14 protein-coding genes are annotated in these 13,635 nt (G+C 34.7%); 12 read left to right on the top strand and 2 right to left on the bottom strand.

The features are described from left to right. The first annotated feature begins 20 nt into the window (after positions 1 to 20). The gene (gene nagA / locus BM203_RS02805) at positions 21 to 1,175 is read left to right on the top strand and encodes an N-acetylglucosamine-6-phosphate deacetylase (RefSeq protein WP_090092593.1); all 1,155 of its coding nucleotides are present in this window, start codon (positions 21 to 23) and stop codon (positions 1,173 to 1,175) included. A gap of 55 nt (positions 1,176 to 1,230) precedes the next feature. On the opposite strand, the gene BM203_RS02800 is transcribed toward nagA, so the two are convergent. Then, entirely contained in the window at positions 1,231 to 1,707 is a 477-nt protein-coding gene (locus BM203_RS02800) for a nucleoside 2-deoxyribosyltransferase (RefSeq protein WP_090092591.1), read from the bottom strand. 18 nt (positions 1,708 to 1,725) lie between these two features. After that, positions 1,726 to 2,526 (bottom strand): tyrosine-protein phosphatase, encoded by an 801-nt coding sequence (locus tag BM203_RS02795; protein WP_090092589.1) that lies wholly within the window; start codon positions 2,524 to 2,526, stop codon positions 1,726 to 1,728. Between the two features lie 151 nt (positions 2,527 to 2,677). Between BM203_RS02795 and BM203_RS02790 the strand changes: the two genes are divergently transcribed. The 11 genes from BM203_RS02790 to BM203_RS02745 all read left to right on the top strand — a co-directional run bounded on the left by BM203_RS02790 (position 2,678) and on the right by BM203_RS02745 (position 13,507). Continuing rightward, positions 2,678 to 3,151, top strand: coding sequence for a universal stress protein (locus tag BM203_RS02790; RefSeq protein ID WP_165777845.1), 474 nt, complete (start codon positions 2,678 to 2,680; stop codon positions 3,149 to 3,151). 290 nt (positions 3,152 to 3,441) lie between these two features. Next, positions 3,442 to 4,368: a phosphate/phosphite/phosphonate ABC transporter substrate-binding protein gene (locus BM203_RS02785; protein ID WP_090092587.1), complete on the top strand. Its 927-nt coding sequence runs from the start codon at positions 3,442 to 3,444 to the stop codon at positions 4,366 to 4,368. Between the two features lie 108 nt (positions 4,369 to 4,476). Then, positions 4,477 to 4,611, top strand: coding sequence for a hypothetical protein (locus BM203_RS08645; protein ID WP_255409639.1), 135 nt, complete (start codon positions 4,477 to 4,479; stop codon positions 4,609 to 4,611). A gap of 28 nt (positions 4,612 to 4,639) precedes the next feature. Further along, on the top strand, positions 4,640 to 5,575 hold the full coding sequence (gene phnD / locus BM203_RS02780; RefSeq protein ID WP_090092585.1) for a phosphate/phosphite/phosphonate ABC transporter substrate-binding protein: 936 nt from the start codon (positions 4,640 to 4,642) through the stop codon (positions 5,573 to 5,575). Between the two features lie 15 nt (positions 5,576 to 5,590). Beyond that, a complete protein-coding gene (phnC, locus tag BM203_RS02775; RefSeq protein WP_090092584.1) occupies positions 5,591 to 6,364 on the top strand; it encodes a phosphonate ABC transporter ATP-binding protein in 774 nt (257 codons plus the stop codon). Beyond that, the gene (gene phnE / locus BM203_RS02770) at positions 6,357 to 7,160 is read left to right on the top strand and encodes a phosphonate ABC transporter, permease protein PhnE (protein WP_090092583.1); all 804 of its coding nucleotides are present in this window, start codon (positions 6,357 to 6,359) and stop codon (positions 7,158 to 7,160) included. Before phnC ends, phnE (BM203_RS02770) begins: the two co-directional genes overlap by 8 nt. Next, entirely contained in the window at positions 7,160 to 7,972 is an 813-nt protein-coding gene (gene phnE, locus BM203_RS02765; protein ID WP_090092581.1) for a phosphonate ABC transporter, permease protein PhnE, read from the top strand. The genes phnE (BM203_RS02770) and phnE (BM203_RS02765) overlap by 1 nt, the downstream gene beginning before the upstream one ends. Positions 7,973 to 8,227: 255 nt before the next feature. Further along, positions 8,228 to 8,713: a hypothetical protein gene (locus BM203_RS02760; protein WP_090092579.1), complete on the top strand. Its 486-nt coding sequence runs from the start codon at positions 8,228 to 8,230 to the stop codon at positions 8,711 to 8,713. A 52-nt stretch (positions 8,714 to 8,765) separates the two neighbouring features. Further along, positions 8,766 to 10,163 carry a metallophosphoesterase family protein gene (locus BM203_RS02755; protein ID WP_090092577.1) on the top strand — a complete coding sequence of 466 codons (1,398 nt, stop codon included), beginning with the start codon at positions 8,766 to 8,768 and terminating at the stop codon, positions 10,161 to 10,163. Positions 10,164 to 10,262: 99 nt separating this feature from the next. Continuing rightward, complete coding sequence (asnB, locus tag BM203_RS02750) at positions 10,263 to 12,212, top strand: asparagine synthase (glutamine-hydrolyzing) (protein ID WP_090092576.1); 1,950 nt, start codon at positions 10,263 to 10,265, stop codon at positions 12,210 to 12,212. Positions 12,213 to 12,232: 20 nt separating this feature from the next. Then, on the top strand, positions 12,233 to 13,507 hold the full coding sequence (locus BM203_RS02745) for a carboxylate--amine ligase (protein WP_090092574.1): 1,275 nt from the start codon (positions 12,233 to 12,235) through the stop codon (positions 13,505 to 13,507). Positions 13,508 to 13,635 lie beyond the last annotated feature (128 nt).

The raw sequence follows: 13,635 nt of genomic DNA, 5'->3' as shown, positions 1-13,635 counted from the left end.
TTGTAAAGAAAGGTAAAATAATGACTTATTATATCCATGCAGATAAATTTTTTCTTGAAAATGTAACTGAAGATGGTGGTTACTTAGAAATTCAAGATAATGGTAAATTTGGCTTTTACTATTCTGAAAATGAAAAACCTCAAGGTAAAATTATTGACTACAGCGGCAAGTGGATTGCCCCAGGTTTAGTTGACACACATGTTCATGGCTCTCTTAATGAAGATATAATGCGTAGCGACTGGGCCGGTGTTAATCGGCTGTCAGAAGGTTTTTTACAATCAGGTGTAACTAGTTGGTTACCGACCACATATACTGCTAGTGCAACAACTTTAACTGAAATTTGCCGAATGTTTGGTGAGCATAAAGGTGAAGAAACTGGTGCTAAAATTCAAGGGCTCCATTTTGAAGGACCATATTTTACTGCCGAACATGCTGGGGCAGAAAATCCTAAGTATTTGCTTGATCCGGATATTGATCAATTTAAGCAGTGGCGTGAGGATTCGCAAGGCTTATTAAATAAAATTTCACTTGCACCAGAAAGAAAGGGTGCCAAAGAATTTATTCGGGCAGTTGTTAAAGAAGGAGTAGTTGTTGCTTTAGGACACTCTAGTGCCGATTATACCCAAGCCAAGGCTGGTATTGAGGCAGGGGCTTCAATGTTTACTCATACTTTTAATGGCATGCCTGATCCGGCTCATCATGATACTTCCATTTCTAATGCAGCAATGGCCTTAAATAATGTAACTGCCGAATTAATCTGTGATGGGCACCATGTGAATAAGGAAATGGTCCGTGCCTTGATTAAGGCTAAGGGACCAGAACACATTTGTTTGATAACAGATTGTATGGAAGCTGGAATGATGCCCGATGGAGATTATATGCTTGGTGAATTACCAGTTTATGTTAAAGATGGGATGGCCCGTCTTAAAACAGGTGATAACCTGGCTGGTAGTATTTTGCAGCTTAATACTGCTTTAAAGAATGTTGTTGATTGGAATGTGGCCACACCAGAAGAAGCAGTAATGATGGCTGCTTATGTACCTGCTAAAAGTGCCCATGTTTTAGATAAGTGTGGTTCAATTGCTCCTGACAAGGCAGCTGATTTTTTAGTATTAAATCAAGATATGACTTTGAGTGAAACCTACTTAGAAGGAGAGTCACGGTATCAGGCTTAAAATTGAAATACGAAAAAAACCGCTTCACATCTTGTGAAACGGTTTTTGTTTTAGTTTAGTAGACACCACCATCATAAAAATTGAAAGTTGGTTTGTTAAAATCAAAATCTTTTAACTCGCTAATTTTGATGGCATTATCACACACACCCCAGCTCATCAAGTTAATTGATTTGCCAAAATCTTCATCAGGAATTACTAAAACAATATACTTACCTTGGGACATCGCATAGCCCAGTTCCATGCCCAGGCCTACATCTTCTTCATCAGGAAGATAAACGCCAATCATGACGTCATTTGCTTTAATACCAGTTAAGTCACCCCGATAAGTAGCATTTGCCCATTCTCGATCATGTAAGTATTCGGGATGCTCTGCCACGTTAATACCCTTATATTGGTGGTCTAATGGAACATAACTGTTTTCAAGGTCAATTGTTGGATTTTGTGCTAAAGCTGACATTGCTTCTTGATATGCCTTGTTTTGTTTTTCGTTAAACCAGCCTGCGCCAAAATAAACGGTCTTTGTTTTACCCATTTTTCTCTCCTTAGCATTTTAATCTAGATAAATTTTGCGTAATTGAACAATTTTATCATCAGTTAGTCTCATGATATCATGCAAATAGTTTTCTAGACTACCATAATTTTTATTTATAGTATTGATAACGTAATCAAAATACTCTGGGCAAACAGTTTGTAAGTCTCTTAAATTACTAATTGCTGCATCATTGGCACCCTCGTCTTTGGCCTTTTGCAAAAAGTTATTAACGAAATCTTTAGTGGCGATATTGGTAAATAAATAGTCTGCTCTAATGGTTTCAAGCGGTACATTCAAAGCAGATAAAATTAAGATTGCTGCTAAGCCAGTCCGGTCTTTACCAGCAGTACAGTGAAATAGTACACTTTTATCGGATTCTGTGTTAGCCAATAAAATGTCAAAAAACTTACGATATGCTTTTTGAGCTGATTCACTTTTAATCATATCATCATAGGCAATAAACATATGGTTAAAGCCGGCTTTAGGATCATCATTTTCTTGACTAATAATTTCATCAATTCCCTTAGAAGAATTAGTTAAATCTTCACTGAAAACTGGGTTGAAATTGTATGTTACCCCTTCAGGAACACGATCAGGTTCTTGGTCTACTTCGTCTTTACTTCTAAAATCAACGATATACTTAGCACCATAATCTTGTAGAAATTGAAGGTCAGCTTCATCTAGTGTCGCCCAATTAGCTGTTCTAAGTAGTTTATGCTTTTTAATGGTTTTACCATCCATAGTTTTATAGCCGCCAAGTTCGCGAAAATTACGGCCATTCTTGATTGGGATAAGTTGATTTGTTAAATTTTTAGTCATTAAATTCTCCACCTTTTACACTTTGAGTTCCAATATCATTTTAGCAATAAACTAAGGTACAAACAATTCCAAGAAATTCCCCAAAATTACTAAGGCTAAAATATGTTAAAATATAGAAAATTAAGGATTGTACATTAATAAAGGGTGGATTATGACTATGAAAAAAGAACAGATTTTAGTGCCGGTTGATGGTTCTGAAGCAGCCGAACGTGCTTTTGATAAGGCAGTAAAAATAGCAATGGATGTGGATGCTCATCTTGATCTGTTAAATGTAATTGATACTAGACAATTTTTGGGCGAAATCCAAGATACTGTAATTACAGGTGATACTATTTATCAAATGACTCAAGATGCAGAAAAATATTTAAAAAGTTTAAAAGATTGGGCTCATGATAGCCTTGGTTTTGACAATCTTGATTATCATATTCGTTATGGTAGTCCCAAGGCTATTATTTCTTATGACTTTATTCAGGATCATCATGACGATTTAATTATCATGAGTTCAACTGGTTTAAACGCTGTTGAAAGAATGCTAATGGGCTCAGTAACTGAATATGTCAATCAACATGCATTAGCAGATGTCTTAATTGTTAGAACAGATATTAACAATAAGCCAATTAAGTAATTTGAAGAGTAATCCGAACTATAGTTAAAGCAAAATAAAAACAATAATTAACTGGAACATACGAGTAAATCGTATGTTTTTTATTTACGAAAAGCATAAATAAAATGTTCGTATTTAAATAATAGCATAAACGTACAGGAAAAAATTAATAATATTAACCTATAAATTTGCGAATATTAATGATAGTATTTAAATGTATTGAACGTAATTTAACTGAAACTGATTAAATAAGTTTGCCATTTTAATTAAAAAGATTCAGTTTGTACATGGAATATAGGAGTATTATAGAAATGAAAAAAGTCAAGCAATTTCTTGTAATAATGATGGCCGTACTATTTGCAGCTAATTTAACGGCGTGTGCAAATAAAAAAACGTCTTCAAGTAGTAATGAACCCAAGTCACTTAATGTCCAATTTGTTCCCAGCTCTGCTGCTAATAAGTTAGAAGCGCGGGCAAAGCCAATGGAAAAATTACTTTCTAAGCGGTTAGGCATTCCAGTCCATGTTTCAATGTCAACTGATTACAGCGGGCTAGTTGAGGCAATGAAGTCTAAGAAAGTTGATGTGGGTTTTTTGCCTTCTGATGCTTATATCATGGCACATAAGCAAAAAGCAGCTGATTTGCTCTTACAAGCAGTTCGCTATGGTATAAAGCAACCCGGTGGAGTGACAACTAAAAAGTTAGTCAACTTTTATCGTGGTGAAATTTTAGTTAAAAAAGATTCTGCTATTAAAACCTGGAAAGATCTTAAAGGTAAATCAATTTCTGTTCAGGACATTACCTCAGACTCAGGTTATGTTTTCCCCGTTGCTGAATTAAAACAAAAGGGGTTAGATGTTACAAAGAGCTGTAAAGTTGTTTCTGTTAAAGGAGCTGACCAAGGGGTGTTGAATGTTTTAAATGGTGATACGGATGCAGCCTTTGTTTTTGAGGATGCGCGCAATATTGTAAAACATGATGAGCCTGATATTATGACTAAAGTTGTGCCTATTTACTTCACCAAACCAATTCCCAACGATACGATTTCAGTTATTTCCAGTATGCCTAAAAATTTTCGGAAAAAATTAGCTAAAGCGTTTATTGCTATCGGTAAGTCTAAAGCGGGTAAGAAAATTATAGAGAGTGTCTATAGTCATGAAGGCTATGTTCACGCTAAAGATAGTGACTATGACACCATTAGACAATATAATAAAATTATGGATACAATCAAAAAATAATTTTTAATTTATATGAGCTATTTTTATATATTTTACTTTGCTAAATAAAGTATTTCTGTTATTATTTGATAGAATAATTACCAAAGCATCGAAAGGGGGCAAAGGCTGATGCAAAATGAAGTATCCATTAGAGATTTTGCAGTTAAGCTTTTTTGTTTCTTTAAAAATGATGTTATTGTTCGCTTTTTAAATAATATTGTTGGTAAAAGACTTAGTATGACTCACGCTTGTGTTCTTAGCTAAAGTCTTTTTTTATGTCTGGGAGGGCATGATGAATAAATTTAAAAAAATACTTGCTGGTTTTGCGGTGATGCTGGTAGCTGTGATGGCGACTGCTTGTTCAGGTAACTCAAGTAAAAGTAAGAGTACAGATAATGCCGCACCTAAATCTTTAAATGTTCAGTTTGTACCAAGTCAAGCGGCAACTAAACTAGAATCAAGGGCCAAGCCGCTAGAAAAAATGTTATCTGACCGCTTAGGCATTCCAGTCCATGTTTCAATGTCAACGGACTATAACACGGTAGTTGAAGCAATGAAGTCTAAAAAAGTTGATGTAGGCTTTTTACCACCAAATGGATATGTTTTAGCACATAAGCAAAAAGCAGCAGATGTTCTACTGCAAGCTCAAAGATATGGCGTTAAGCAACCTGATGGTCGGCCAACTAAAGAGTTGGTTAACTATTATCGTGCAGAAATTTTAGTTAAAAAGGGTTCTAAGATTAAAACTTGGAAAGATTTAAAAGGGAAATCAATTTCCATTCAAAGTCCGACCTCTTCAGCTGGTTACGTATATCCCATTGCTGAATTAAAGGAAAAAGGCCTTGATGTAAGAAAGAGTTGCAAATTAGTAACTGTTACAGGTCAAGATCAATCTGTTTTAAATGTTTTAAACGGTGATACGGATGCAGCTTTTGTTTTCGAAGATGCACGGACCATCGTTAAAGATGATAATCCTAATATTATGAAACAAGTTGTGCCAATTTACTTTACCAAGCCAATTCCTAATGACACAATTTCGGTTGTTCCAAGTATGCCTAAATCATTTCGGAAAAAGTTAGCTAATGCCTTTATTGATATTGGTAAATCAAAGAAAGGTAAGAAGATTATCGAAAGTATTTATACGCACGAAGGGTATGTCAATAGTAAAGACAGCGATTTTAATACAGTTCGTAAATATGAAGAGATTATCGAATCAACTAAAAAATAAAAAAGGAAGTATATAATGGCAGATTCTGCAGTTAAACCAATAATTGAATTAAAAAATGTAAATAAAATTTATGGTAAAGATATTGTTGGTTTAAAAGATATCAATTTAACTATTAATAAGGGTGAATTTGTCGTTATTGTTGGCTTATCTGGTGCAGGAAAATCAACTTTGCTGCGTTCAATCAACCGCTTAATCGACATTAGTGCCGGTGATATTTTAATTGCTGGTGAGTCAATTACTAAGGCTAAAGGTAAAGAGCTTAGAATGTTGCGCCGTAATATTGGAATGATTTTTCAAAGCTTTAATTTAGTTAAGCGCTCGAGTGTCTTACGTAATGTTTTAACTGGGCGGGTAGCATATTATCCAACTTGGAAAAGCACCCTAAATCTATTTACTAAAGAGGATAAACAAAGAGCATATGATGCTCTGCAACAGGTTGATTTGGCTGATAAAGTATATAGCCGAGCTGATGAACTTTCAGGAGGTCAGCAGCAACGTGTAGCCATTGCTCGGGTTTTAACTCAGAATCCTGATATTATTTTAGCTGATGAGCCTACAGCGTCACTTGATCCCCAAACTTCACGGCGGGTAATGCAAGATTTAAAGATGCTCAATGAAAAGCATGGTATGACAGTTATTATTAATTTACATAGCGTGCAATTGGCGAAAGAATTTGGTAAGCGAGTAATCGGCGTACGTGCTGGTGAAATCATTTATGATGGCAAAATGAGTGAAACGCCAGAGTCCACCTTTAATCAAATATACAGTGGTGGTGAAAAAGATGAATAGCACTGATCCAGAAAAATTAATGACATTGCCTAAGAAAAAATTTAAATTCTGGAACTTAATTTGGGTAATTATTTTTATTGGCGGTTTGTTTATTTCAACTGGTGTTACTAAAACAAGTTTAGGTGCTTTTTTTAGCAATTTTGGGCAATTTGCTGATATCTTCTTACAAATGCTTCATCCGAATTGGGCATATCTTGGTGCAGTGATTCCGCTTCTGCTGGAGACGATTAAGATGGCTGTTTTAGGAACTGTAATTGGTTCAGTCTTAGCCTTTATCTATGCATTATTAATTGCACGTAATATTGTTAAGAATAAAACAGTAACCGGCATTCTAAGGGTAATTATGAATATTATTAGAACGATACCTGACTTACTACTGGGAGCAATTTTTGTGGCAATTGTGGGTATTGGTCCGGTGGCAGGTATCTTGGCATTGGCGATTTGTACGTTTGGAATAGTGGTTAAATTATTTTATGAAGCCATTGAAACAATTGACCCAGGTCCCATTGAAGCTTTAACTGCTGTAGGTGCTAATAAATTGCAAATTATTGTTTTTGCAGTTTTACCTCAAGTTATCACTTACTTCATTTCATATTGCCTATATGCCTTTGAAATCAATGTGCGGGCTTCAACAGTCCTTGGTTATATCGGTGCTGGTGGGATTGGCTTGTACTTGCAACAAACACTTCAAGTCTTTGACTATGCAAAAACCGGGACAATTATTATTGTAATTATTTTGGTTGTGGTACTAATTGATTACATTTCATCTAAATCACGGGAGGCGTTGATGAACTAATGGATACTACTATGAAAAAATTGCCTCCTAAGCCAATTGAATGGAAAAAACGCATCTTACATTGGGCTATAGCAATAATTACGGTTTTCTTAATTATTTGGTCTTGTACAGGGATTGATTTTGGTGGTATTAAGGAAACTGCTGGCCAAATTGCTGGTGCAATATTTACAGGTATTTTTAATCCTGATTGGTCCTACATTTATAATGGGACCGGTGAAGATTTAGTTTCTCAATTATGGGAAACTGTTTGTATTGCATTCTTAGGGACCTTCATCTCAGCAATTATTTCTTTACCATTTGCTTTTTGGGCAGCACATACAAAGCATAAAAAATGGTATCTATCACGTTTAGGTAAGATTGTGCTAGCAGTCATTCGGTCATTCCCTGAAATAGTTTTGGCTTTAATGTTTATCAAAGCGGTTGGCCCTGGTTCAGCAGCTGGTGTTTTAGCCTTAGGTTTTCACTCAGTGGGAATGTTAGCTAAATTGTTTTCAGAAGCAATTGAAAATTTAGATGATGGTCCCAATGAGGCAGTAACTGCGGCTGGTGGATCAAAAATGAATATAATCATGTTTTCAATCCTACCTAATTTAATGCCTGCCCTGATTTCTAATACCTTATACCGGTTTGATGTTTCAATTAGATCAGCTTCAATTCTTGGTCTTGTTGGCGCTGGTGGTATTGGCTATCCTTTAATAATTGCTTTACAGTATCGGCAATGGAATCGAGTGGGAATTATTTTACTCGGTATTATTGTCATGGTAATTGTTATTGATGCAATTTCTGGTTGGATTCGTAAAAAATTAGTATAAATAAAAAGTAGTGCAGGTAAAACTGCATTACTTTTTTTATTATCGGGGTATTATATTTACCGTTAGTTTTTGCTGTGCTATCAATGAAATTAATAAAATTTATATTTTTAGATAAAAATAGACAAATTGTAGTCCGTTTTAAGTAAAAACATTATTATAATTATTAATTCTTTGTTAACAGAGTAAAAATTTATTTTGAAAAAGTGCAATAGTAGTTTTTTTGGTATAATATAGAATGAACTTTAGGAGGATATCATGGAAAAGTTAGCTATAGTGGCTTTGGCCGATGATTTGGCCATGAACCAAGAAAGTATTTTAAACCAAGAAATAGATTTTGATGCCGAGGCTGTTTATCGTGTAATTGACAGTTTGCAAGTACTGCATAAGCCAGTCAAAGAATACTTTGCAATGACACAAGAACAATATTATGAAACCGAGAGTGATCATAAATTAACTTTGATTAATTTATCAGCAAACTTGACTGACTTGCATGATCGCATCTTAACTAATCACGTAGATGGTTTTGTGGATCAACATGAGATTAATCTGACTTATAATCATGAAAATCCTTTCGAAGATGATTTTTATAATAATGTAGTCGATTTTCATGTTGTTAGCTATAGTTTGAAGGTAATTGGTGCCGTTCAAGCAGTAGCAGCTCAAGAATTACAAACAGTATTGTCTAAAGATGCAGTTTTGTCAATTGGGTTAGCAGCATACGCATTGGCAAATAATAAATAAAAATGAAGGCTGTGGCTAATGCCCAGCTTTTTCTTTAGCTTGAGGCAGAATAATGGAATTTTTTAGATATGCTAAAGGATTAGTTAATCGGATTAGTAGTGTAAGAGAGCAGAAATTATCGCAAAAGAAAAATGTCTCACTTGATCCGATGCAGGATTACTTAACTGTAGGAGAATATCGGGTTGATGAGGAACAACATACGCCGCATAATCAGCCATATAATTTAACGGTTTATAAAGATGATGAAGGGGTTTTACATCAAGCACTTAGTTTAGAAAGTACAACTAAGTTAGAACCGGAATATGTCCGTGACTTTAATCAAGAATTAGGCTGCTATCGTGCCTTTGCTAATCGGAATACTGGTCGCCGCTACGTGGTTGAAGAATATTTAGAACAATTTGTTGGGCGAGTAAAAAAGCATGTCCGCCAAGGAGAAAACTCGGTAAATGTCAGTGTGATTACTGATACCCATTATAAAGATGCCAACAGTATCGATTTTTATGGTTGGAATGGGCTAACCCATGTTAGTGAGTTTTCCTATTTAGATAATTTAGGTTTATTAGATTTAAAAGTTCACCTAGGGGATTGGATTGATGGGTCAGATACCGGATTTTTAGGTGAGAGGGAACTTATTAAATTACGTGATGCTTTTAAGTCAAACTACATTCCATATATAATGATTAAAGGAAATCATGATGAAAATGATAAATATGATGAACATCATGACTTAAAAGCATCGTTTCCAGAAAATGAATTCGAACATATTATGTGGCCGCAGATGTACGCGCAAGATGAGATTAACTATATTTCACGCCAGCATGGGGTTTGTTACTATGATATAGATAATGTTCGCTTTATTGCGGTTAATACTTCAGACTTACCCTATTATTTGGATGCGCAAGGTCGCAAAAAATATGATGCCAAAATTACCTTAGGTGTTAGAGAAGATCAAATTGAAGAAATTATTGAAATTTTGGAACAGTCTTCGAATAAAAATATTATTTTTATGAGCCATGCTAATCCAATTAATCGTAAAGCTTCTAATGCTTTGAAATATAATGGACGTTCTCTTCATGAATTATTAGTAGCCTTTAATCAAGGTGAAAAAGGCCGAATGCATTCTAGCTATGGTATTCCTGCGGAATTTCGCTTAGCTAATGATTTTGATTTCACTAATGTCAAAAATGCCCGGATTATCGCCTATTTTTGTGGACATCGGCACCGTGAAGACCAATATCGAATTAATGGTATTCAATATATTTTATTTAATTGTTCGGCTTTGATGGGTCCTAACCATGCTTTAACTACTAAGTATAATAAAAATTGGAAACGACAGATTGATCATCAAACAGAATTTGCGGGTTATGTTGTGAATATTGATTTGCATCGACACTTAATTCAAGTATTTGGCTATGGTGCGGCAAGTAAGAGACGATTTTTTTATATTTAGTAAAAATTCACAAGTAGTTTGGTAAATATGTGATTTTTAGCATATAATAGAGCGACTAGACTAAAAAAATAAATTACTGAAAATAAGGGAAGATAAACTATGTGCGGAATTGTCGCGTTTTATAATCCAGAAATAAACGATAAACAAGCTGCAATTGGCAAAATGATGGCAGCAATTAAGCACCGTGGTCCAGACTCAGATGGACTTTACACTAATGATAAAGTGGCACTTGGCTTTAGACGATTATCAATTATTGATTTGCGTGGTGGAAGTCAACCGATTTTTAATGAAGATAAGACGCGGGCAATTGTTTTTAATGGTGAAATTTATAATTTCAAGCCGCTAAGAGAAGAATTGATTGAAAAGGGTCATACCTTTACTACTAAGGCTGATACTGAAGTTTTACTTCACGGCTATGAGGAATGGGGAATGACTGAGTTACTTAAGCGCATACGAGGTATGTTTGCCTTTATTATTTGGGATGATAATACACAAACAATGTATGGTGCACGTGACTTTTTTGGCATTAAACCATTATATTATAGTGACGACAATGGTCAGCTACTTATGGGCTCCGAGATTAAGAGCTTTTTGCAATTTCCAGGTTTTAAACGTCGTTTAAATACTGAAGCAGTTAAGCCATATTTAATGAATCAATATAATGATTTGGCGGAAACTTTTTTTAAAGGGATCCATCGCTTTCCGGCTGGACATTGGTTTGAGTATAAAGCTGGCAAAATGAAGATGCATCAATATTGGGATGCGGAATATAAAGCAAATAATTTAAGCTTTGAAGAAACTGTTAATAAGATTGATGAAGATTTACGTGAAACAGTTGAGCTCTATCATAATGCTGATGTTCCAGTGGGTGCCTTTTTATCAGAGGGAGTCGATTCCAGCTATATTACTAGTATTTTAAATCCGGATGATGTTTTTTCGATTTCTTTTGATGATGCTACTTATGATGAATCATCTAAGGCTAAGGCACTAGCTGATATTAAAGGTTGGCAATTTTTCTCAGATAAGGTAAATGCTGATGAAGCAATGCATGACTTTGCTGAGATGCAATATCATATGGATGAGCCTGATGCTAATCCATCCATTATCCCTTTATGGTACTTGTGTAAGATGGCACGTAAGCATGTTACGGTAGCATTATCAGGCGAAGGTGCAGATGAACTGTTTGCAGGTTATGTTAATTATGGTATGCACACCCATAACAATGTGATCAAAGCATTTACAAATCAATGCAAAAAATTACCTAAGAAGACTAAAGTTAAGTTAGCTCATCAAATCAAAAAAATGCCGAATTTTCCTGGGAAAGTTCATCTTTATACTAACTTAGCTGAACCAAGTGAATTTTATGTTGGTCAATCGGTTATTTATGATTTGGATTATCCAACGATATTTACTTCTCAAGATGCTAATAGTATTTTGAAACCATCTTATCGTAACAAATTAACTGTTAATGGTATCTATCAAACGGACTTTAAAAAGGTTAAAGACCTTGATAATGTTCGTCAGATGCAGTATATTGATTTGCATCATTTTATGCTTAATGATATTGAGCAGAAGGCTGATAAGATTTCCATGGCGCATTCTTTGGAATTAAGGGTACCGTATTTGGATAAAAAAATAGCGCAACGGGCTAATTCAATCCCCACAGAATATCTTGTTAATAAGCATGATACTAAGTATGCCTTGCGGAAGGCTTCTGAAAAGGTATTACCAGCTGAATGGGCTAAACGTCCTAAACTAGGTTTTCCAACTCCAATTAAACAATGGCTACAAGAACCTCGTTTTTATAAACAGGTACGTGAACTATTTAGTGAAGCTTTTGTTCAGGATATTTTTGAACAGGATAAAATTTTGCAGCTACTTGATGATAATTATAAGGGTGACGGTTCGCATCGGCGACAAATTTGGACAATTTATACTTTCCTTGTTTGGTACAAATTGTTCTTTGTTGATTATGATGAGACAGTCAATCGCTATCAGCATGTACAACCGGAAGTAGCTAACTTAATTGAACAAGGCAAGTTAGTCTAATTAGGAGCAGATTTTAAAAAATGAAACAGGATTTTACACCAATTCTACTAGGTAGTGATATTAACGTTTATGGTATGGCTCGTTCATTCAATGAGGAATATGGTATTAAAGTTAAAGCACTAGCTGATAGTCAATTGGCGCCAACTCGTTACTCCAAAATTGTAAGCGTTGAACTACATCAAGGTTTTAGTGAAGATCCAACTTTTATGGAAGTTATGCGTGACCAGATGAAAATCTATCAAGATCATCAAGAACCGGTGATTTTAATTGCTTGTGGTGATGGCTATGCCGAACTATTATCTAAACACAAGGAAGAACTTGAAGCAACTTTCATTGTTCCATATATTGATTATGACTTGTTGAAAAAGTTAATTTCAAAAGAGGGCTTTTATCAAATTGCCGAAGAATATGGGCTTCCCTATCCTAAGACTAAGATTGTTACTGTAGCTGATTATCAAGCAGAAAATTATTTAAAGCTTCCATTCGATTATCCAATCGAATTAAAGCCAGAAGATCCGGTATCTTGGCTTGATGTTCATTTTGAAGGACGCAAAAAAGCTTTTACAATTCATAATGAAGCTGAATTAAAAGATATTATTAGTAAAATTTATAGCAATGGCTACAAAGCAGATTTAATTTTACAGGACTTTATTCCGGGTGATGATTCTAATATGCGTGTTTTAAATGCTTATGTAGATAAAAATCATCATGTTAAAATGATGTGTTTAGGTCACCCATTGCTAGAGGATCCTACTCCGCAAGCAATTGGTAATTATATGGCGATTTTGCCTGAATATGATGAAAAGCTGTATGAACAAGTTGAATCATTTTTAGAAAAATTAAATTATGTCGGGATGGCTAATTTTGATATTAAATATGATAATCGAGATGGTAAGTATAAGTTTTTCGAAATTAATTTGCGGCAAGGTCGATCAAGCTTTTACGTTACTTTAAATGGTTATAATTTGGCTAAATGGTACGTTGATGATTATGTTACCGATAGCTTGCAGGAAAAAGAGCCAGTTTATGGTAATAAACTTAAGTCGCAACATACTTTATGGTTAGGAATTCCGGTAAAAGTATTTAAGCAGTATGCCACTAATAATGATGCTAAACGTCTAGCTGAAGAATTAATTCATGAGGGACGCTATGGTACCACGGTTTTTTATGAAAAAGACCGTAATTTTAAGCGTTGGCTACTACTTAAATATATGTTCCATAATTATATAGGTCGTTATCAAAAGTATTATCAAGTGAATAAAGGACAGTTCTTTAATCAGCAGAAGAAACAATAATTTTAAAAGCTCATCTCACTTAAGAGATGAGCTTTTTAATGATTTTAGAATGGTCTCCAAGGCAATAACTTGATTTTTATAATATTTAGATTATTAGTCGGGGTGTTTTTTTGCACACTTCTTGTTAA

The organism is Lactobacillus bombicola (assembly GCF_900112665.1).
Classification (GTDB): Bacteria; Bacillota; Bacilli; order Lactobacillales; family Lactobacillaceae; genus Lactobacillus; species Lactobacillus bombicola.
This window is presented reverse-complemented; position numbering and strand designations above follow the sequence as displayed.